Genomic DNA, 22197 nt, shown 5'->3' on the forward strand with positions numbered 1-22197 from the left:
ATGCAGAACGAACTCCGCACGCCTTACGAAAAGGGCAACCAGAACCAGACCACCACCTGGGCCGAATGCATCGCCTGGTACGAAGACCTGGCCGCGCGCTATCCGGCTGTCCTCAGCTTCGGCGTCGTCGGCACGTCGGACGCGGGCGTGCCGATCCACGCCGGCGTGGTCAGCGCCGACGGCGTGTTCGACCGCGCCCGGATCAAGCGCGAAGGGCGCCCGGTCTTCTTCAACAATAACGGCATCCACCCGGGCGAGCCGGAAGGCGTGGACGCCTGCATGGCGCTGGTGCGCGACTTCTGCACCGATCCCGCGCGCCTGGCCGCGCTGGGCAAGACCGTGTTCCTGTTTGTCCCGATGTACAACGTCGACGGCAGCCTGAATCGCGCCGACACCTCGCGCGTGAACCAGGACGGCCCCGAGCAGTTCGGCTTCCGCGGCAACAGCCGCCACCTCGACCTGAACCGCGACTTCGTCAAGTGCGACACCCTGACCGCGCGCGTGTTCAACGAACTGTTCACCGCGTGGGACCCGGACGTCATGGTCGACACTCATACCTCGAACGGCGCGGACTACCCGTACACCATGACCCTGATCCACACCCAGGCTGACAAGCTTGGCGGCGGCTTGGGCGCCTTCCTGCGCGACACCATGCTGCCGAAGATGTTCAGCGACATGGCGGCGCGCGGCTGGCCGACCTGCCCGTACGTCAATCCGGTCAAGGACTGCCCGGACCACGGCATCGCCGAATTCCTCGAAACGCCGCGCTTCTCGACCGGCTACGCGGCCCTGCACCACACGATCGGCTTCATGCCCGAGACGCACATGCTCAAGCCGTTCGCCGACCGCTACCAGTCGATGCGCGCGCTGGTCGACACCGCGCTCGAATTCACGGTGCAGAACGCGCAGCAGATCCAGGCGCTGCGCCGCGCCGCGAAGGAAGAGGGCAAGACGCGCCGCGAATGGCCGGTGCACTGGGCGATGGACGAAGCGAAGCCGTCGACCTTCCGCTTCAAGGGCTATGCGGCGAAGTACAGCCCCAGCGTCATCGGCAACTACACCCGCCTGTCGTACGACCGCAATGAATCTTGGGAGCGCGACATCGCCTACTTCAACAGCTTCCCGGCCGACGTGACGGTGAAGGCGCCGCGCGCCTACGTGATTCCCCAGGCGTGGCGCGAAGTCATCGAACGGCTGCAATGGAACGGCGTGCAGATGACGCGCCTGGACGCCGACCAGACCATGGATGTCGAGTACTACCAGATTAATTCGGTGAACTCGCGCGCGCATGCGTACGAGGGGCATATGTTCCATGACGAGGTGGAGCTGGAGCGCCGCAGCGGCAAGGTCGCGCTGCGCAAGGGCGATTACGTGGTGTCGCTGGACCAGGACCAGGCGCGCTACGCGGTCGAGATGCTCGAGCCGCAGGGCCACGACAGCTTCTTCCGCTGGGGCTTTTTCAACAGCGTGCTGGAAAAGAAGGAAGCGTATTCGGATTACGTGTTCGAAGACCACGCGCTGGAGCTGCTGCGCGACGAGCCGGAGCTGAAAGCGAAGTTCGAAAAATGGAAGGAAGCGAATCCTGAGCAGCTGTCGGACCAGGGCAAGGTGCTCGACTTCATCTTCGCCAACTGCCGTCGCTACCACGAGCCGGAGTGGAGCCGCTACCCGGTCTTCATGCTGGCGTAACGGCCGCTCGAACATATACTACGGACCCAAAAACCGTCGTTCCAGCGAAGGCTGGAACCCATGCTGACGTGGCCATGCCAACGCAGTATGGATTCCCGGCAAGGGGGGGCGCCGAGCCCGGGAATGACGGTCTTGAGGATAGCGGTCCTGCTTGCGAGCGGAAGCGGAGCCGCTAACCGGTCTTCATGCTGGCGTAACGGCCGCTCGAACATATACTACAGACCCAAAAACCGTCGTTCCAGCGAAGGCTGGAACCCATGCTGACGTAGTTACGCCAGCTCAGTATGGATTCCCGCCTGCGCGGGAATGACGGTCTTGAGGATAGCGGTCCTGGTTACTTGGTCGCCGCGATCCAGCGATCCACCTTCGCCTCCAGCAGCGACAGCGGCAAGGTCCCATCGCCCAGCACCACCTCGTGGAACTTCGGCAGCGAGAACTTCGGCCCCAGCGCCGCCTGCGCGCGCGCACGCAGTTCGGCGATCGTCAGCGCGCCAATCTTGTAGCCCAGCGCCTGCGCCGGCCACACCATGTAGCGCTCCGTCTCGCTCTTCGCCACATCGGTGTATCCCAGCGTGTCCTTCATGTACTGGATCGACTGCTCGCGCGTCCATCCCTTCGCATGCATGCCGGTGTCCACCACCAGCCGCACCGCGCGCAGCATCTCGTCGTTCAGGTGGCCGAAATAATCCTCCGGCTTGTCGAACAGGCCCATCTCCTTGCCCAGGGTCTCGGCATACAGCGCCCAGCCTTCGGTGAACGCGTTGTTGCCGCCGAATTTGCGGAAGTTCGGCAGGCCCAGCTCCTGCAGCAGCGCGATGTGGAAATGGTGGCCCGGCTGGCCTTCGTGCAGGAACAGCGTGACCATGCCGGTGCTGCCGTACTGCTTCGGATCGTTCACCACCGACCAGAACACGCCCGGACGCGAACCGTCCGCCGCCGGCGGCGAGTAGTGGTCCGATGCCGTCGCGCGGCTCAGTTCAGGTTCCAGCCGCAGGTCGAGCGGCGCTTTCGGCATCAGCGTAAACATCGACGGCAGCTTGGTGCGCAACTGCGCATCGAGCTTGCGGTAGACGTCGATCACCTGCTGCTCGGTGGTGAAGGGGCGATACTTGTCCTGCGCCGCCACCCAGTTCGGCAGCCCGTTGGCCGGCCCCGTGTAGCCCATCTTCGGGCCGACGATGGCGAACTCGCGCTGGATGCGCGCCACTTCCTCCAGACCCTTCGCATGGATCTGATCGGGCGTCATGGTGGTCGTGGTCTGGCTGGCGACGCGCGCCAGGTACCAGTCCATCCCGCCCGGCATGGCGCTCCAGCCGGTGCTGGTGCGCGCCGCCGGCACGTACTCTTTTTCGAGGAAGGTGGCCAGCCGCGCCAGCGCCGGCGTCAGCTTCTTGTCGATGGTCGCGCGGTAGGCCGCGGTCAGGCTCTTCTTGTCGGCGGCGGAAAAGCCGGCCGGCAGGTTGGTGATCGGCGTGTAGAAGATGCTCGCTTCCGGCTTGTCGCTGACCAGCTTCTGGAATTGCGGCAGGGCCGACACCATCGCCGCCTTCGGCTCGGTGATCCCTTGCTTCATCCCTTCGCGCATGTTCGCGATGGCCTGGTCGATCCATGCCGGCAGCTGGTTCAGACGGTTCAGGTAAGCCTTGTAGTTCTTCACCGTGACCAGCGGCTGGCCGCCCTGGCCGTTGGCGAAATTCGCCAGCGTGACCGGGATGCTGTCCATCTGGTTGATCGGCAGCAGGTGCACCGGGAACTTCTCGAAACTCAGTTCCGACTTCAACTCGTAATCGAGGATGTCGTAGTTGATCTGGCCTTTTGCATCGAGCGCGTCGCGCGGGATCGCGCGCAGGCGCTGCTGGAAGCCGTGGTACAGCGCGAACTGGCGCGCGCGCATCTTCGGCGCGATCGCCATGCCGATCTGGTCGTCGAAGCGGCTGTCGCCGTTCTCGGTCGCGTTCATCGGCTCGAATTTGGCGAGCGCGTCGTAATACTGGTCGGCCAGCACGGACAGCTGCTTGCTCGCCTGCGAGGCGCCGGCGACGGCGACCACCTTTGTCGCGGGGGCGGCGGCATGAACGGGAGCGCAGGCGATCAGCGCGGCGGCGGCGAGCGGAAGGATTTTTTTCATCGATGACTACCTTGTTGGGTTGAATGCGCGAGAAGCATACGCCAAATCGGGCGATTAATAAACGCACCGACGCTGTCGTTCCTGCGAAGGCAGGAACCCATGCTGACTATGCGCAGACGCAGCATAGGCTCCTGCCTGCGCAGGAGCGACAGTGAGTTAGTCAATAAAAGTAGGGCGTCTTGCCGGTCCACTCGTTGTCCGGAAACCGCTTGTGCAGCAGCGTGAACGCCTGTTTCGACAGCGCGTGGGAGTCGGCGTCCAGGCAGCCGCCTTTGGTCGATTGCACCACCACGTACAGCAGCCATGGCAGGTCGGGGTCGTCCGGATGCGCCAGAGCGCGCTGCATCACGTGCTTGCCGATGAAACCGGTGGACGTCGGCAGCGCATCGAGAATGGCAAACTCGCGTGCGCGCTGCGCCGGATCGGTCGCGGTTTCGGGCGGCGCGGGCGGGCGCTCCGGATCGGCGGCGTAACCGCCGGCGCGCTCCACGGCGCGCACGCTGCACCAGTTCGATGCCACGGTGTCCGATGCGGCCAATGGCTTGAACGGACGTGTCAGATGCTGCTCGTAGTCTTCCAGCGCGCTGGTAATGCCCAGCCGCAGCGCTGCCAGCACCACGACGTGGCGCCGCGCTTCCGGCGTCGCGGCCGACCTGTACGAGCGCGCCGCGTCGGCGAATTCGGCCACTGGCTCCAGCAGCGCTGCCGCGCGCAGGGCGGCGTCGTGCTGGCCGAGCAGGTCGGCGCGCAGCCAGGCCATCGCGGCGACGGCGTTGCGCAGCGGCTGGCCGAGCGTGCGGTCCTGCGCCAGTTCCAGCAGGTCGGACACCGCGAGCGCGGAGTTGATCCAGTTGCGGCCATCGGACGCCGGCGTACGCATCGCCGGCGCCTTGCCGGTTTCGCCGGTGTCGCCGTCCTGGTCGCGCACCACGTTGCGCAGCAGGTACTGCGCCGCCTCGGCGTTCGACGTGGCGAGCGCAAAGCGCTCCTGCAGGAACAGGTTGCGCATGCTCGGCGACTCGATGGACGCCGCCAGCATGGCGTCATCGATCGCGCGCGCTTTGGCGGCCTGCCCCGAGAGGCGATAGCTGCGCGCCAGGTGGTAGCGCACCGTCGGATATTCGGGCGCGTCGGGCGCGACGCGCAGCGCGGCCAGTTCGAGCGGGGCGGGCAGCGTCTCGGACGTCATCAGCGCGGCCACCAGCCAGGTGCGCGCGCCGGTCGCTTCCCATTTTTGCAGCGCGTGCGCGCGGTCCTCGGCGCATTTGCCGGGGCCGAAGAAATCGCAGCCGTTCAGGGTCGTGATCCAGTCGATGAAATCGTGGCGCTGCACCAGCTCGGTGTTGCGGTCGCGCCGGAACATGTTGAGCTGGTCCCCCGCCAGCACGCGCCAGTCGCCCAGGTAGTCCTGCTGGTAGGGGTCGTTGCGGGGATTGTCCAGGCTGGCGCTGATCTGCTCGAAGCGCGCGCGCGGCGTGATACGCGCCTGCATCGCCCGCATCGCCCCGCGCGTCGCTTCGTGCAGCGAAGCCAGCGACGGATCGTCAAGGATGCGCTGCGCCTGCACGCGCAGCGCTTCGGCGCGTTCTGTCATGTCGGGCGTGTCGAACTTGAATTGCGCCGCCGCCTCGCGCATTTGCGCGCGCAGCGCCAGGTAGGCGCCCCATTGCCGCATCGGATGGTTCGGCGTCGCACCGATCGCGCCGAACAGCGCCGCGCTTTCGCGATAGTCGCCGTTGTAGAAGTGCGCCGCTGCGACCTGGTAGCCGCGCAGCTGCGCCCAGGCGCCTTCGGACGGAGCAAGTTCGGCCGGAATCGGCAACGCGGCGTAGCGTGGCTTCTGCCAGCTTGGCAGCGCATTGCCGCAGAGTGAAAAGACGGCGTCCTGCGCGCCGACCCATGCCTGCAGCCGCGCCGGCGTGGCGTCCGCGCGTTGCGCCAGTTGCATCAGCGTGCTCGTGGCGAAGGAATAGGCTTCGCGCGGGCAGTCGGTGAACTGGAAGGGCGTGTCGGCGCGCGGTGCGGCGCTTTTCAGGGCCGCCGCCGCCGCGGTCTTCCACGCCAGCTGGATCTCGCCGGTCTGGCGGTAGTCGTCCCACCCGGAATACGCCGCGCCGGTCGCGCGCAGAATGGCCCCGGGCGGATTTGGCGCCGCTTTCATGCCGCCGCTTCCGAGCGAGATCGCACGCCACGCGGCGTACAGGTAGACCCGTTCGTAGTGCGGCTGCAGCACGCCCAGCTGGCCAGCCTGGAAGCGCTCCGGCGCAAGGTCGGGCGTGGTGTGGTTGACGAAGCGGTCGTAGGGCGTAAACCCGCTCGCGCTGGCTGCGCCGGCTGCCACAAACGCGCAAGCGGCGATCAATATTTTCATCAGGGACTCCTTGGAGCGGCGGTTTGCCGCCATGCGTGATAGTCGAACCAGTAGGTGCGCCGGTAGCGGCCAGTGGTCTGTTCGGAAAACGGTTCCTGCGGCGAGAAGCCTGCGCTGCCGCCGCGGCAGCTTGGATGCAGCGATTGCGGCGCATGCTCGACCAGCTCGCGCAGCGCGGCGCCGTCCTTCCCCATCCGGAAGAACATCGGCACCACCTCGTCGGCCGCCAGTCCATCCAGCCACGCCGGCGAGCGGCACCACCAGCCCAGCGCCGTGACGCTGAGGGCGATATCGGCCGGCAGCGCGGCGCGCACATCGCGCACCAGCGAGCGGTAGAAATCGCGCTGCGACGGCTTCGCCTCCATGTCCAGCTGCACCCGGCCCGACGTGCTGTGCGCTGCCGCCTGCAGCATGGCGCCGACGATGGCGGCGCGGCTCGCCTCGATGTTCGTGGGGGGATGGATGGTGCTCACTTCGACGTGCAGCACCGGCGTGACGCGGGTGGCGGTGGAGACGGGGAGATGGCTGCCGGCGCGCGTGCGGATCGCGTCGGCGGCAAGCAGGATATGCCGGTCGAGCAGCGCCGCGTGCGACGCCGACCATACAGGCATATCGGCCTTGTCCCAGATCCACGCGACGCGCTCGCCCGCGCCGGCGGGAACTGCCGCCAGCAGGGCGATCGCCAGCGCGGTCAGCTTCACTTGGCCAGCGGTACCGGCGCGCCGTCCTTGAAGGTGTACATCGTCACCGTCGATGCCTTCAGGTTGCCGGCCGGGTCGTAGGCGTAGGTGCCGACGACGCCCTTGTGGCTCATGGTGTGCAGCGCCGCCGCCACCACCGACGGGTCGAGCGAATTGGTGGCGCGGATCGCTTCGGCGATGAACATGGCCTGGTCGTAGAACGGGGCCGCGTACACGTCGGGATTGTGCTTGAAGCGCTGCTTGTACTTCGCCTGGAACGCCGGCCCGCTGGCCTGCTTGTCGGGGATCGCGCCGGCCTGCGCGCACAGCACGTTGGCGCCGACCGCGTCGCCACCGAGCTTGCCCATCTCCGGGCTGCACAGCGTATCGCCGCCGAGCAGTTTGGCCGAGAGGCCCAGCTGCTTCATCTGGCGCGCCATCGGCGCCCCTTGCGGCGCGTAGCCGCCGAAGAAGATCGCATCGACCTTTTTCGCCTTCAGCGCGGTCAGGATCGCCGCGAAGTCGGTCGCCTTGTCGGTGGTGAATTCGCGGCTGGCGACGGTCATGCCGGACGCCTTGGCCTGGCGGATGAATTCGTCGGCGATGCCCTGGCCGAACGCGGTGCGGTCGTCGATCACGCCGACGTTCTTCACCTTCAGTGTATTGGCAGCGTACTGCGCCACCGCGGCGCCCACCTGGGTGTCGCTGGCGACGATGCGAAATACCGCCTTGTAGCCGCTCTGGGTGATCTTCGGATTGGTGCCGACCGTCGACATCACGATGCCGGCGTCGTTGTACACGCGCGAGGCCGGAATCGCCACGCCCGAGTTGTACGGCCCGAGCACGAACTTCACGCCGGCGTCGGCGAATTTCTGCGCCACGATCACCCCGGCCTTCGGGTCGCCCTGGTCGTCCTCCGACATCAGTTCGAAGCGCAGCGTCTTGCCGGCCACCGCCGCGCCCTTTTTCGCGTTCAGTTCCTCGATCGCCAGGCGCACGCCGTTCTCATTGTCCTTGCCGGCGAAGGCGTTCGCGCCCGACAGCGGCCCGGTCAGGCCGATCTTGACCACCTGTTCTTCGGCCGCGGCCGAGGCGCACAGCAGCGACGCCAGCGCCAGCGGAATGATTTTCTTGAAGGTCATGCAGGTATCTCCTCGTGATAGGTCAGGCGGGCAGCTCGCGCGCGATCAGCTCCAGCGGCAGCGCCGTCGAGTACTTGATCTGCTCCATCGAAAACGCCGACGACACCCCGGTCAGGTGCGCGGTGCTGGCGATCAGCTTCTTGTAGAAACGGTCGTAGCCGTCGATGTCGGTGGTGACCACCTTCAGCAGGTAGTCGACGTCGCCGCTCATGCGGTGAAATTCCAGCACCTCGGGCAGGGCGATCACCGCGGCGGCGAAACGCGCCAGCCATTTTTCGTCGTGCTCGGAAGTGCGCACGCTGACGAACACGGTCACCGGCAGCCCCACCTTGTGACGGTTGATCAGGGTGACGCGGCTCTCGATATAGCCGTCTTCCTCGAGCCGCTTGACACGCTTCCAGCACGGCGTGCTGGACAGGCCGACCTTTTCGCTGAGCGCCGCGATCGACAGCGTGGCATCGGACTGCAATGCCGAAAGTATTGCGCAATCGAATTTATCTAGTGAATTCATTATATTTTTTATCTAATTTTAGTATGTATATACTTCATTAGGAAGAATTGCGACATTCTTTAGCATGTATTCTGCGTTGCAACGCCGTAACATATTAACCAACTCTACCTGTTACGCCAGCTTTTTTTGTGACTTGCCATGACTACCGAAATTTACCTCGACGCCAACGCCACTTCGCCCACCCTGCCGGCGGCCATCGCCGCCGCTGAAGACGCGCTGCGCGAGCGCTTCGGCAACCCGAGCAGCAGCCATTGCTCCGGCCTGAAGGCCAGGGCGATGCTCGACGCGGTGCGCGCGCGCGCCCGCCGCCTGCTCGGCGCCGGCGCCGGGCGCCTGATGTTTACCAGCGGCGCCACCGAAGGCATCCAGACCGCCGTGCTGTCGGCGCTGTGCGCGGTGCGCGAGCGCCAGCTGAAGGGCGAGCCGGCCGGCGAACTGCTGCTGTACGGCGCCACCGAGCACAAGGCCGTGCCGGAAAGCCTGGCCCATTGGAACCGCGTGCTCGGCACCGGCCTGGCGCTGGATGCGCTGCCGGTCGACGGCGCCGGGCGCCACCGCCTCGACCTGTTGCGCAAGCTGGCGCCGCGCGCGGCGCTGGTCTGCACCATGGCGGCCAACAACGAGACGGGCGTGATCTCCGACCTGGCCGGCATCGAAGCGGTGCTGGCCGACTGCGCGCCGGACGCGCTGTGGATGGTCGACAGCGTGCAGGCGCTCGGCAAGCTGCGCCTCGACCTGGCCAGCACCCGCATCGACTACGCGCCGTTCTCCGGCCACAAGCTGTACGCGCCGAAGGGCGTGGGCATGCTGTACGTGCGCAAGGGCGCGCCGTTCACCACGCTGATGGTGGGCGGCGGCCAGGAAGCGGGGCAGCGCTCCGGCACCGAAAACATGAGCGGCGTCGCCGCCCTGGGCGCCGTGCTCGAAGCGCTCGAAGACGGCGCCGCCTTCCGCTCGGCCGAAGAACTGCACGCCTTCCGCGACCAGCTGGCCGGCGCACTGCGCGACGCCTTCCCCGCGATCGTCTTCAACATGCCGTTCGCGCACTCGCTGCCGACCACCCTCAATTTCTCGGTGCCGGGACTGGCCGCCAAGGAGCTGCTCGACCTGTTCGATGCCGCCGGCGTGCGCGTCAGCTCGGGCTCGGCCTGTTCCGCAGCGAAGGCCGCGCCCAGCTACGTGCTCGAGGCGATGGGGCTGCCGGCCGAGCGCGCCAGCGCCGCGATCCGCATGTCGTTCGGGCCGATGGCCGGCCAGGACTTCATCGACAGCGCCTGCGAACGCATCGCGCGCTGCGGCGCCGCTGTGCGCGCGCACGCGCCGCGCCCGGCCGCCGACCTGCCGGCCGCCGCGCCGGTGGACGCCGAGCGCGAGATCGCACCGTCGGCCTTGTCCGCCTTCCTCGACGGCCACCCCGAGGCGATCCTGGTGGACGTGCGCGAAGCCTACGAGCAGGCCGCCTGCGCCGCGCAGCTCTGGCATGGCCGCGCCATCGAATCGGTGCCGCTGTCTGCGCTGCCGCAGCGCGCCGCCGCATGGCTGCAGGGCGAGCCGCGCCCGCTGGTGTTTTTCTGTCGCAGCGGCAACCGCAGCGCGCGCGCGATGCAGTGCCTGCACCAGCTCGGTTATCACGACGCCTGGCACCTCGCCGGCGGCCTCGCCCTGGCGAATTGAGGTCGGGTTCTGCGGAACGACGGGGGCGCCTGGTCCCCATGTTGCCTTTACCGCAGCTCAAAAAAAATGGGGTCAGGTCCGCAGGACCAGACCCCCACTTCACAGCGTAAATACAGCCCCCGCACCCTGCGCCGCCTCAATCGGCGCGCGGGTGTTCTGTACGTTGGCGCACAGTCACCGGCAGCTGGCCGTTTTACTATGGAAGCAGCCGTTCGCTCATGCTTCCCGCCTTGAACCGACCCGGTCGCAACCCGCGCATTTTCCGTGCGGATTGGCAGCTCAAGCCCAATTGCGAGGTCACCGTTGAATCAAGAAAAAATCATCCTCTCGGATACGCTTTACTCATGGCAGAACGCCATCCGCAATAATCTCGACGGCAGCACCAGCCCCGAGGACGAATTGCCGCTGCGCTCGGAGCTGTTCAGCGCCGCCCAGATGGCGACCCACGGCAGGCATCTCGCTGCGCGCCACCAGCTCAGCAAGAAGGGGGGGGCCGACCGCCTGCTCGCGCGCCTGACCGAAAACGCCGAAGTCATCGCCGGCACCTGCGGCGAACTGACCGCCGCCATCAAGGCCAGCCGCCAGATCACCCCCGCCTCCGAGTGGCTGCTCGACAACTTCTACCTGATCGAAGAACAGATCCGCACCGCGCGCCGGCACTTGCCGAAGGACTACAGCAAGGAACTGCCGCGCCTGGCCAACGAAGAGGTCGAAGGCAATCCGCGCGTCTACCAGATCGCGCTGGAAATCATTTCCCACGGCGATGGCCGGGTCGACCCGGAAAGCCTGTCGCGCTTCGTCGATGCCTACCAGGAAGTGGCGCCCCTGAAACTGGGCGAGCTGTGGGCCATCCCGATCATGCTGCGCCTCGCGCTGATCGAGAACCTGCGCCGCGTCGCCGCGCGCGTCTACGACAACCGCACCCAGCGCGACCGCGCCAATACCTGGGCCGACCAGATGAGCGAAACGGCCGAAAAGAACCCGTCCGACCTCATCCTGCTGGTGGCCGACATGGCGCGCTCGCGCCAGCCGATGACCAGCGGCTTCGTCGCCGAACTGGCGCGCCGCCTGCAGGGCCAGAGCTCGGCGCTCACGCTCGCGCTGCAATGGGTCACCACCCGCCTGGCCGACGTCGGCCTGACCATCGAACAGCAGATCCAGGCCGAGATCCAGCAGCAGGCCGCCGACCAGGTCACCATCAGCAACAGCATCGGCAGCCTGCGCTTCCTCGGCACCATGGACTGGCGCGAATTCGTCGAGACCATGAGTGCGGTCGAGCAGACCCTGCGCGCCGACCCGGCCGACACCTACGGCAAGATGGACTTCGCCACGCGCGACAATTATCGCCACGTGATCGAACAGCTGGCCAAGCGCTGCGACCATACCGAGGTCCAGGTGGCGACCCAGGCGCTCGAGCTGGCGCAGGAAAACCGCGAGCCGTCGAAGGGCGGGCTCGACATGCGCACCCGCCACATCGGCTACTACCTGGTCGGCAACGGCCTGCCCGCGCTCGAAAAGCGCCTGGCCGTGCGCTCCTCGCCGGCCGAGGCCTTCGCCCGGATCGGCCGCGCCGCGCCGCTGGCCAGCTACCTCGGCGCCATCTTCGTGTTCACCGCGCTGTTTACCGCCACCGTCACCTTGCACGCGTATCGCAACGGCCTCGAAGGCGGCCTGCTGATCCTGCTCGGCGTGCTGGCGGCGATCGGCGCGAGCCAGCTGGCGCTGGCGCTGGTCAACTTCATGGCCACCCAGCTGACCAAGCCGCACCCGCTGCCGCGCATGGACTTCAAGGAAGGCATCCCGGACGACGCCCGCACCATCGTCGCCGTGCCGTCGCTGCTGTACAGCCCCGACAACGTCGCCGCGCTGGTCGAAGCGCTCGAAGTGCGCTACCTGGCCAACCGCGATCCGGGCCTGCGCTTTTGCCTGCTGACCGATTTCGCCGACGCCCCCAGCGAGACCATGCCCGACGACGCCGAACTGCTGGCGCTGGCCACCCGCCTGATCCAGCAGCTCAACCTGAAATACCAGGACCCGGAAGGCCCGGGGCCGGTCGGCATTCCCATGCTCGACGGCGTGCCCGACGTCGATGCGGCGGTCGAACCCTTCCTGCTGCTGCACCGCCCGCGCAAATGGAACGAGTGCGAGCGCGCCTGGATCGGCTTCGAGCGCAAGCGCGGCAAGCTGTCCGACCTCAACGCCTTCCTGCGCGGCGGCGCTCGCGACAAGTTCTCGCTGGTGGTGGGCGACACCTGCGGCCTGGAAAACGTGCGCTACGTGATCACGCTCGATTCCGACACCCAGCTGCCGCGCGACTCCGCGCGCCAGTTCATCGCCACCATGGCGCACCCGCTGAACCAGCCGCGCCTGAACGCCGACGGCACCCGCGTGATCGAAGGCTACGGCATCCTGCAGCCGCGCGTGACCGCCTCGCTGCCGAGCGAGGAAGCGTCGCGCTATGAGCACCTGTGCGGCGGCGAGCCGGGCATCGACCCCTACACCCGCACCGTCTCTGACGTCTACCAGGACGTGTTCTACGAAGGCTCCTTCATCGGCAAGGGCATCTACGACGTCGACATCTTCGAGCGCCTGCTCGGCAACCGCCTGCCCGACAACCAGATCCTCAGCCACGACCTGCTCGAAGGCTGCTACCTGCGCGCCGGCCTGCTGTCGGACGCCCAGCTCTACGAAAACTACCCGGCGCGCTACAGCGACGACGTCAGCCGCCGCCACCGCTGGATCCGCGGCGACTGGCAGCTGGCCGGCTTTCTGCTGCCGCGCGTGCCTGCGCATGGCGGCAAGCGTGAACCGAACCCCCTGTCGGCGCTGTCGCGCTGGAAGCTGTTCGACAACCTGCGCCGCAGCGTCGTCGCGCCGGTGCTTACCGCGCTGCTGCTGGTCACCTGGGCGCTGCTGCCGTCGCCGTGGTTCTGGAGCGCCGCCATCCTCGCGGTGATCTTCCTGCCCACTTTCGTCAACGCCCTGTTCGGCCTGATCGAAAAGCCGCACGACATGCGCTGGGGCCAGCACATGGCCAGCGGCACCTCCAGCCTGAAGCTGATGTTCGGCCACGCGCTGCTGCAGGCCGCCTTCCTGCCGTACGAAGCCTGGTTCAGCCTCGACGCCATCGTGCGCACCGGGTGGCGCATGCTGGTCTCGCGCCGCAACCTGCTCGAGTGGCGTCCGTCCAGCCTGGCCCGCTCGTCGACCAACATGGAAACCAACTGGCGGCGCATGTGGTTCTCGCCGGCGCTGGCGGTCGGCGCAGCCGTGATGCTCTCCTTCCTCAACCCGGTGGCGCTGTTCGCCGCCGCGCCGGTGCTGCTGCTGTGGTTCATGGCGCCCGTCATCGCCTGGTGGATCAGCCTTCCGATCGAGCGCGAAGCGGCCGAACTGTCGGCGCAGCAGTCGGCCTTCCTGCGCGCGCTGGCGCGCCGCACCTGGGGCTTCTTCGAAGACTTCGTCGGCGCCGAGGACAACTGGCTCCCGCCCGACAACATGCAGGAGCACCCGACCTGGGTGGTCGCGCACCGCACTTCGCCCACCAACATGGGCATGTCGCTGCTGGCCAACCTCACGGCCTGGGACTTCGGCTTCGCCACGCTCGACCAGGTGCTCTCGCGCACCAGCTCGGCCTTCGCCACGATGGACCGGATGGAGCGCTATCACGGCCATTTCTACAACTGGTACGACACCATCTCGCTCGCGCCGCTGCAGCCGATGTACGTGTCTTCGGTCGACAGCGGCAACCTGGCCGGCCACCTGCTCACGCTGGCCCCGGGCCTGGCGGCGCTGGCCGACCATCCGATCGTCAGCCCGCGCACGCTCGACGGCATTTCCATCACCCTGCACCTGGTGCAGGAGTACGCCGGCGACGCCGGCCCGGCCGTTGCCGACGCCATCCTCGCCATGCGCGGCCTGCTGGCCGAAGCCGAGCGCGACGCGAACACCTTGCCCGGCCTGACGCACGGAACGGCCGGCCTTTGCCGCGCCGCCGACGCCATCGTTGCGGCCCTGGCGCCGGACGCCGAGCCGCACCTGCAGTCGTGGGCCGAGAAGCTGGCCACCCAATGCCGCAACGCCCACGCCGAACTGCTGGAACTGGCGCCGTGGATGCGCGCCGCCCAGGAATACGTGGTCGATTCGAGCCTGACGCGCATCCCGACCTTGCGCGAACTGGCCGTCTTCAGCATGAGCGGCGGCAGCGACCTGGCGCCGGCCGAGCGCGCGCGCCAGCACACGCTCACGCAGCTGGTGGCCGAAGGCGCTGCTGCGGCGCAGCGCCGCCTGATCCAGATCGACGAGCTGGCCGCGCGCGCGCGCGCCTTCGCCGACATGGACTTCAGCTTCCTCTACAACAGCACCACCAACCTGCTGGCGATCGGCTACAACGTGACCGACCGCCGGCTCGACGCCAGCTGCTACGACCTGCTTGCCTCCGAGGTGCGGCTGGCCAGCTTCGTCGGCATCGCCCAGGGCCAGTTCCCGCAGGAGCACTGGTTCGCGCTGGGGCGCCAGCTGTGCATCGTCGGCGGCGAGCAGCTGCTGCTGTCGTGGAGCGGCTCGATGTTCGAGTACCTGATGCCGCTCCTGGTCATGCCGACCTACGAGAACACCCTGCTCGACCAGACCTACCGCGCCATCATCAACGCCCAGATCGACTATTCGAAGCAGCGCGGCGTCCCGTGGGGCATCTCCGAGTCTGGCTACAACACCGTAGACGCCAACCTCAATTACCAGTACCGCGCCTTCGGCGTGCCCGGTACCGGCATGAAGCGCGGCCTGGCCGACGACCTGGTCATCGCGCCTTACGCCACCATGATGGGCCTGATGGTCAACGCCGAGGCGTCGTGCGAAAACCTGCAGCGCATGGCCGGCCTGGGCTTCATGGGCAAGTACGGCTTCTACGAGGCGATCGACTACACGCAAACGCGCCTGCCGCGCGGCCAGGACTACGCCGTGGTGCGCTCCTTCATGGCGCACCACCAGGGCATGGGCTTCCTGTCGCTGTCCTACCTGCTGCACGACCGGCCGATGCAGCGCCGCTTCGAGTCCGACCCGCTGTTCCAGGCCACCATGCTGGTGCTGCAGGAGCGCGTGCCCAAGACGGGTGCCTTCCACTCGCACACCGCCGACCTGGCCGCGATGCGCGCGCCGGTCACCGAAGTGTCGATGCCGATGCGGATCATCAGCCAGACCAACACGCCGCAGCCCGAAGTGCAGCTGCTGTCGAACGGCCGCTACCACGTGATGGTCACCTCGGCCGGCGGCAGCTACAGCCGCTGGAAGGACCTGGCGGTGACGCGCTGGCGCGAAGACGCGACCGAAGACGACTGGGGCAATTTCTGCTACGTGCGCGACGTGGACAGCGGCGCGTTCTGGTCCACCACCTTCCAGCCGACCCTGGTCGAGCCGAAGAAGTACGAAGTGATCTTCTCGGAAGGCCGCGCCGAATTCCGCCGCAGCGACAAGGGCATCGACCTGTACACCGAGATGGTGGTCTCGCCGGAAGACGACATCGAATTGCGCCGCACCCGCATCACCAACAAGTCGCAGACGCGCCGCACCATCGAATTTACCAGCTACGCCGAAGTGGTGATGGCGCCGGCCGCCGCCGACAACGCCCACCCGGCGTTCTCCAAGCTGTTCGTGCAGACTGAAATCCTGCGCAACGAAAACGCCATCCTGTGCACCCGCCGCCCGCGCGCCAAGGACGAGCACATGCCGTGGCTGCTCAACCTGATGACGGTGCACGACGGCGTGCTGCTCGACGCCAGCTTCGAGACCAGCCGTCCTGACTTCATCGGCCGCGCGAACAGCACGGTGGCGCCGCGCGCAATGCTCGACGCCGAACCGCTGCGCGGGGGCGAGGGCTCGGTGCTCGACCCGATCGTCGCGATCCGCTACAAGGTCACGCTCGAACCGGACCAGGTGGTCACGCTCGACGTCGTCACCGGCATGACCGAAACGCGCGAGCAGGCGATGCACCTGATCGACAAGTACCAGGACCGCCACCTGGCCGACCGCGTGTTCGAACTGGCCTGGACCCACAGCCAGGTGGTGCTGCGCCAGCTCAACGCCAGCGAGTCCGACGCCCAGCTGTACAGCCGCCTGGCCAGCACCATCATCTACCCGCACGCCGGCCTACGCGCCGACGCATCGACCCTGATCCGCAACCACCGCGGCCAGTCCGGCCTGTGGGCCTACGCCATCTCCGGCGACCTGCCGATCGTGCTCATGCAGATCAAGGACCCGGCCAACATCGACCTCGCGCGCCAGATGGTGCAGGCGCACGCCTACTGGCGCCTCAAGGGCCTGGTGGTGGACCTGGTCATCTGGTACGAAGACCAGTCGGGTTACCGCCAGGCCCTGCACGACCAGATCATGGGCCTCATTGCGTCGGGCATCGACGCCCAGGCGATCGACCGCCCGGGCGGCATCTTCGTGCGCCTGCTCGACCAGATCTCCAACGAAGACCGGGTGCTGATGCAGTCGGTCGCGCGCGCCATCCTGTCGGACGCGCGCGGCAGCCTGGCCGACCAGATCAAGCGCGCCGCGCCGACCTTCCCGAAACTGCCGCTGGCGGTGTTCGAGCCGCGCGCCGAGTCCTACCAGCAGCTGGCCGCGCCGGCCGCGCCGAAGCTCGAACTGGTGCTGGAAAACGGCATCGGCGGCTTCACCAAGGACGGGCGCGAGTACGTGATCCGCACCGACAGCACGCACCGCACCCCGGCGCCGTGGGTCAACGTGCTGGCCAACCAGACCTTCGGCTCGGTGGTGTCCGAGTCCGGCCAAGCCTACACCTGGAGCGAGAACGCCCACGAGTTCCGTCTCACGCCGTGGGACAACGACCCGGTCGCCGACAGCGGCGGCGAGGCGTTCTACATCCGCGACGAGCATACCGGCAGGTTCTGGTCGCCGACCGCGCTGCCGGTGCGCTCGAATGGCCACTTCACCACGCGCCACGGCTTCGGCTACAGCGTGTTCGAGCACGACGAGGAATCGATCCACAGCGAGCTGACTACCTTCGTCGCGCTCGACGCGCCGATCAAGTACTCGGTGGTCAAGCTGCGCAACGACAGCACCACACCGCGCAAGCTGTCCGTCACCGGCTACGTCGAATGGGTGCTGGGCGACCTGCGGCCCAAGCAGTCGATGCACGTGGTGACCGAGCTCGATCCGCTGTCCGGCGCGCTGTTTGCGCGCAACGCCTACAACACCGAGTTCACCGGGCGCGTCGGCTTCTTCCAGGTCGAGGCGCAGAACCGCAGCGTCACCTGCGACCGCAACGAATTCATCGGCCGCAACCGCAACCTGGGCAATCCGGCCGCGATGATGCGCTCCCGCCTGTCCGGCAAGGTCGGCGCCGGCCTCGATCCCTGCGCCGCCATCCAGGTGGCGATCGAACTGCAACCAGGCCAGGAACGCGAGCTGGTGTTCATGCTCGGCGTGGGCGGGCGCCGCAACGCCGACGCCAGCGGCATGGTGCAGCGCTATAACGGCAGCACCGCGGCGGCGGCGGCCTTCGACATGGTGCGCGACCACTGGAACGCCACCCTGGGCGCGGTGCGCATCGAGACGCCCGAGCCGATGCTCGACGTGATCGCCAACGGCTGGCTGATGTACCAGACCATCGCCTGCCGCATGTGGGCGCGCAGCGGCTACTACCAGTCGGGCGGCGCGTTCGGCTTCCGCGACCAGTTGCAGGATGCGATGGCGATGATCCACACCCAGCCGCAGATCCTGCGCGAGCACCTGCTGCTGTGCGCGGCGCACCAGTTCGTCGAAGGCGACGTCCAGCACTGGTGGCATCCGCCGTCGGACCGCGGCGTGCGCACCCACTGCTCGGACGACTACCTGTGGCTGCCGCTGGCGGCGCACCGCTACGTGATCGGCACCGGCGACACCGGCGTCCTGAGCGAGCCGGCGCCCTTCCTCGAAGGCCGCATGCTGGCGCCGGAGGAGGAGTCCTATTACGACATGCCGGGCCACTCGCACCAGAACGCCGACCTGTACGAGCACTGCGTGCGCGCCATCAAGCGCGGCCTGCGCTTCGGCGAGCATGGCCTGCCGCTGATCGGCACCTGCGACTGGAACGATGGCATGGACCGCGTCGGCAACGAAGGCAAGGGCGAGTCGGTGTGGCTGGCCTGGTTCCTGTACGACGTGCTGGTCAAGTTCGCCGAGGTCGCCGAGCTGCACGACGACCAGGCCTTCGCCGACACCTGCCGCAACGAAGCGAAGCAGCTGGCGCACAACGTCGAGACCAACGCGTGGGACGGCAAGTGGTACCGCCGCGCCTACTTCGACGACGGCACGCCGCTCGGCTCGCACAGCAACGACGAATGCCAGATCGACTCGATCTCGCAAAGCTGGGGCGTGCTGTCGGGCGCCGCCGATCCCGAGCGCACCGCCAGCGCGATGGAGCAGGTCGACCAGCGCCTGGTGCGGCGCGACTTCGGCCTGATCCAGCTGCTCGACCCGCCGTTCGACAAGGGCGTGCTCAATCCGGGCTACATCCGCGGCTACGTGCCGGGCGTGCGCGAGAACGGCGGCCAGTACACCCACGCCGCGATCTGGACCGCGATGGCCTTCGCCAAGATGGGGCAGGGCGACAAGGCCTGGGAGCTGCTGCGCATGATCAATCCGGTGCAGCACGGCGGCACGCCGGAAGGCGCCGCGCTGTACAAGGTCGAGCCTTACGTGGTGGCGGCCGACGTGTACGCGGTGTCGCCGCACATCGGCCGTGGCGGCTGGAGCTGGTACACCGGCTCCTCGGGCTGGATGTACCGCCTGATCGTCGAATCGCTGCTCGGCCTGTCGCTGGCGAGCGACAAGCTGACGGTCACGCCGCACCTGCCATCGGGCTGGGACACGTTCAAATTGCACTATCGCTATCGCACGTCGAACTACGAGATCACCGTGGTCGCCGGCGCGGAAGGATGGATGAAAGTGGACGGCCGTGATGTGGAAGACAACACAGTGTCGCTTGTTGACGACGGAAGGACGCATGAGGTGCGCTTGCAGATAGCCCGGTAGGCGGATGCACGGTAACATGCCCGCTCCCTCAATAAACACCGGGCTCGCTTCGGTGTCGAAAGCTCATCATGTCACTTAAATCAGTCCTCGCCGTCGCCGCCCTGGCGCTCGTTTCCTCCACTTCCGCCAGCGCGGCGGAGTGGAGCGACACCTCCATCAGCTATCGCGTCGGCACCAGGTTTGCCGAGCCGTTCAACCCGGTCGACATCCGCAAGAACATCTTCGCGCTGACCCACGCCAGCGGCTACAAGTACGGCAGCAACTTCTTCAACGTCGACCTGCTGCAGTCGGACTCGAACGATCCCGGCTCGCTGAACCAGCACTCGGGCGCGCAGGAAGTGTATGCCGTCTACCGCAACACGCTCGACATCGGCAAGGTGCGCGGCGTGGACATGGGCATGGGCCCGGTGTCGGGCTTCGGCATCACCGGCGGCTTCGACTGGAACTCCAAGAACGACGTCGGATACAACTCGCGCAAGCGCATGCTGGTGCTGGGTCCGACCCTGATGTGGAAAGTGCCGGGCTTCCTGAACACCAGCCTGCTGGTTCTGCACGAGAGCAACGCCCCGAGCGGCGCCTTCGCGCCGATCTCGAACGTGGCCGGCCGCTACACCTACAAGATCCATCCGATGCTGACCGCCAGCTGGGGCATCCCGGTGTGCGAGCGCGTCAAGTTCGAAGGCTACGCCAACCTGATCGCGCCGAAGGGCCGCGATGAAGTCGGCAACCAGACCGGCACCGAGACCAACATCGACATGCAGCTGATGGCGGACGTCGGCGACTACGTGGGCGCGGGCAAGAACACCTTCCGCATCGGCGTCGAGTACCAGTACTGGAACAACAAGTTCGGCAATACCTCGGCCACCACCGGTGGTAAAGGCCAGCGCGCCAGCACCCCGATGCTGCGCGCCGAATACCACTTCTAAGCCCATCCCGCGGCGCCGGCCCCTGGTCCGCGCCGCATGCATCGGCGGGGTCTGGTCCTGCGGACCTGACCCCATCTTCCTCGGCGCGGAAAATGATCCGCAGAAATTCGTTCTGATTGTCAGTTAATTAATATCAATTAACTACCGCCCCGACGGCCGCGTTGTATTCCTCGCATCAATTTGCCCGTTCGCCAGGTTGCGATCATTGCAATATCGATCCCCCTTGCCAATGAGGCAGCCATGTTCTCCCTTCCCCGCACGACCCTGCTGTCCCTCCTGCTGTGCGGCGCCGGCTGCGTCGCCGCATCCGAAGCCGACCACCGCGAGTTCGGCGCCACCCTGGCCGCGCCCTACCATGGCGAGCCGGCGCCGGGCGAGCCGCGCACCTTCAGCCTCGCCTTCGACTATCCGCTGGTCGCCGCGCCGCAGACGGTGGGCTGGACGCTCGAACTGACCGCGCCTGACGGCCGCGTCGCGCGCCAGTGGAGCGGCCAGCAGGAGCTGTTCCGCGCGCCGGTGAACCTGGGCGTGCGCTGGGATGGCCGCCTGGGCAGCGCCGCCGCGCCGGCCGGCATCTATCGCGTGCGCCTGGTGGCCGAGGCCCGGGCGGCCGGCGGAGGGACGATCGCCGGCGAGCGCGTCGAGCAAAGCTGGGAGATCGCCGTGGGCCGCGCGGCCCCGCCGGCCATGCCCGCATTCCGCCCGCTTGCGCGCCGCACCGAAGCGCTTGCGATGGCGCCGGCGCCTGGCGATCTGCCGTACGACGTCTACCTGGGCAACTTGCACAGCCAGACGGCCCACAGCGACGGCGGCGGCGACCTGGCCACCTGCACCGGCGCGCAGGATCCGCAAAGCTCCACGCATGGTCCGTCCGAAGCCTTTGCCTACGCGCGCGATCACGGCCTCGATGTGCTGGTCGCGTCGGAGCACAACCACATGTACGACGGTTCGGCCGGCACCAATCCCGCCGCCACGCCGGCTGCCGCCAAGGCCCTGTATCGCTCCGGCCTGGACGCGGCGAAGGAGTTCAACGCGGCGCATTCCGATTTCCTCGCCGTGTACGGCCTCGAATGGGGCGTGATCGCCAACGGCGGCCATCTGAACATCTTCAACAGCAACCGGCTGCTTGGCTGGGAGCGCAACGCCGCCGGCAAGCTGCTGGCCGAATCGTTCACGCCCAAAAGCGACTACGCCAGCTTGTACACGCTGATGCGCCAGCGCGGCCTGGTCGGCCAGTTCAACCACCCGTCGCAGTCCGGGCAGTTTCTCGTCGGCGGCGTCCCCTTCGGCTACACGCCGGACGGCGACGCCGCGATGGCCCTGTGCGAGGTCGTCAACAGCAACGCGTTCTCCACCAGCACGACCGAATCGGAGACCCGCCGCAGCAATTTCGAACTCGCCTGCGACAAGGCGCTCGAAGCCGGCTACCACGTCGCCTTCAGCTCCAACCAGGACAACCACTGCGCCAACTGGGGCATGTCGTACACCAACCGTACCGGCGTGCTGCTGCCGGCCGGCGCCGCGCTGACCACCGCAGCCTTCCTCGACGCGCTCAGGGCGCGCCGCGTGTTCGCCACCATGGACAAGGGCTCGCAGCTGGTGCTGACGGCGAACGGCCGCATGATGGGCGAGCGCTTCGCCAACATCGGCCCCCTGTCACTGGTCGCCCATTTCGCCAGCGTGGGTGGCAAGGCCGTCGCCTCGGTGGTGATGTTCGAGGGCGTGCCTGGCCGCAAGGGCGCGGTCGCCGAGCTGTCGCGCACTCCCGTCACCACCATCACGCCCGACCCCGGCGAGCACTTCTACTACGTGCGCGTGACCCAGGACGACGGCAACATGCTGTGGTCGGCGCCGGTCTGGGTCACCCAGCAGTAGGCCGGAGTAGCGCGATTTTTTAGACACAGAGCGCATTTGTGTCTAATAATTGACATTTTCATCATTTTCGCCACAGCTTTTCCTTATGTAATGAGAATGTCATGACAAAGTAAAGTTTGTTACTCAAGATTGCTCGGCTGCATTCCACTCCACATAACAATT

At 67.1% G+C, this 22197-nt stretch carries 10 protein-coding genes; 5 read left to right on the forward strand and 5 right to left on the reverse strand.

Features of this window, described 5'->3' with window-relative positions:
- Positions 1-1689: a M14 family zinc carboxypeptidase gene (locus tag Q4S45_RS22080; protein ID WP_305507612.1), complete on the forward strand. Its 1689-nt coding sequence runs from the start codon at positions 1-3 to the stop codon at positions 1687-1689.
- 334 nt (positions 1690-2023) lie between these two features.
- On the opposite strand, the gene Q4S45_RS22085 is transcribed toward Q4S45_RS22080, so the two are convergent.
- From Q4S45_RS22085 to Q4S45_RS22105, 5 genes are all read right to left on the reverse strand, one after another.
- The gene (locus Q4S45_RS22085; protein ID WP_305507614.1) at positions 2024-3817 is read right to left on the reverse strand and encodes a DUF885 family protein; all 1794 of its coding nucleotides are present in this window, start codon (positions 3815-3817) and stop codon (positions 2024-2026) included.
- A gap of 160 nt (positions 3818-3977) precedes the next feature.
- Positions 3978-6188: a hypothetical protein gene (locus Q4S45_RS22090; RefSeq protein WP_305507615.1), complete on the reverse strand. Its 2211-nt coding sequence runs from the start codon at positions 6186-6188 to the stop codon at positions 3978-3980.
- The gene (locus Q4S45_RS22095; RefSeq protein ID WP_305507617.1) at positions 6188-6889 is read right to left on the reverse strand and encodes a hypothetical protein; all 702 of its coding nucleotides are present in this window, start codon (positions 6887-6889) and stop codon (positions 6188-6190) included. Before Q4S45_RS22095 ends, Q4S45_RS22090 begins: the two co-directional genes overlap by 1 nt.
- The gene (locus Q4S45_RS22100) at positions 6886-8010 is read right to left on the reverse strand and encodes a branched-chain amino acid ABC transporter substrate-binding protein (protein WP_305507619.1); all 1125 of its coding nucleotides are present in this window, start codon (positions 8008-8010) and stop codon (positions 6886-6888) included. Before Q4S45_RS22100 ends, Q4S45_RS22095 begins: the two co-directional genes overlap by 4 nt.
- Positions 8011-8032: 22 nt before the next feature.
- The gene (locus Q4S45_RS22105; protein WP_305507621.1) at positions 8033-8521 is read right to left on the reverse strand and encodes an Lrp/AsnC family transcriptional regulator; all 489 of its coding nucleotides are present in this window, start codon (positions 8519-8521) and stop codon (positions 8033-8035) included.
- A 138-nt stretch (positions 8522-8659) separates the two neighbouring features.
- Between Q4S45_RS22105 and Q4S45_RS22110 the strand changes: the two genes are divergently transcribed.
- From Q4S45_RS22110 to Q4S45_RS22125, 4 genes are all read left to right on the forward strand, one after another.
- Positions 8660-10195, forward strand: coding sequence for an aminotransferase class V-fold PLP-dependent enzyme (locus tag Q4S45_RS22110; protein ID WP_305507623.1), 1536 nt, complete (start codon positions 8660-8662; stop codon positions 10193-10195).
- 435 nt (positions 10196-10630) lie between these two features.
- Positions 10631-19234 carry a glycoside hydrolase family 94 protein gene (locus Q4S45_RS22115; protein ID WP_305512175.1) on the forward strand — a complete coding sequence of 2868 codons (8604 nt, stop codon included), beginning with the start codon at positions 10631-10633 and terminating at the stop codon, positions 19232-19234.
- Between the two features lie 68 nt (positions 19235-19302).
- Positions 19303-20160, forward strand: coding sequence for an outer envelope protein (locus Q4S45_RS22120; protein ID WP_305507625.1), 858 nt, complete (start codon positions 19303-19305; stop codon positions 20158-20160).
- A 240-nt stretch (positions 20161-20400) separates the two neighbouring features.
- Positions 20401-22035 carry a CehA/McbA family metallohydrolase gene (locus Q4S45_RS22125; protein WP_305507627.1) on the forward strand — a complete coding sequence of 545 codons (1635 nt, stop codon included), beginning with the start codon at positions 20401-20403 and terminating at the stop codon, positions 22033-22035.
- Positions 22036-22197 lie beyond the last annotated feature (162 nt).

Origin of the sequence: Massilia sp. R2A-15 (genome assembly GCF_030704305.1) — a bacterium.
Taxonomy (GTDB): Bacteria; Pseudomonadota; Gammaproteobacteria; order Burkholderiales; family Burkholderiaceae_D; genus JAFCUW01.

What these genes read in the sequence shown, in the direction of transcription:
- Q4S45_RS22105 (WP_305507621.1), bottom strand. Translation starts at nt 8,521, where the DNA reads ATGAATTCACTAGATAAATTCGATTGCGCAATACTTTCGGCATTGCAG.
- Q4S45_RS22120 (WP_305507625.1), top strand. Translation starts at nt 19,303, where the DNA reads ATGTCACTTAAATCAGTCCTCGCCGTCGCCGCCCTGGCGCTCGTTTCC.
- Q4S45_RS22080 (WP_305507612.1), top strand. Translation starts at nt 1, where the DNA reads ATGCAGAACGAACTCCGCACGCCTTACGAAAAGGGCAACCAGAACCAG.
- Q4S45_RS22100 (WP_305507619.1), bottom strand. Translation starts at nt 8,010, where the DNA reads ATGACCTTCAAGAAAATCATTCCGCTGGCGCTGGCGTCGCTGCTGTGC.
- Q4S45_RS22125 (WP_305507627.1), top strand. Translation starts at nt 20,401, where the DNA reads ATGTTCTCCCTTCCCCGCACGACCCTGCTGTCCCTCCTGCTGTGCGGC.
- Q4S45_RS22115 (WP_305512175.1), top strand. Translation starts at nt 10,631, where the DNA reads ATGGCGACCCACGGCAGGCATCTCGCTGCGCGCCACCAGCTCAGCAAG.
- Q4S45_RS22085 (WP_305507614.1), bottom strand. Translation starts at nt 3,817, where the DNA reads ATGAAAAAAATCCTTCCGCTCGCCGCCGCCGCGCTGATCGCCTGCGCT.
- Q4S45_RS22110 (WP_305507623.1), top strand. Translation starts at nt 8,660, where the DNA reads ATGACTACCGAAATTTACCTCGACGCCAACGCCACTTCGCCCACCCTG.
- Q4S45_RS22090 (WP_305507615.1), bottom strand. Translation starts at nt 6,188, where the DNA reads ATGAAAATATTGATCGCCGCTTGCGCGTTTGTGGCAGCCGGCGCAGCC.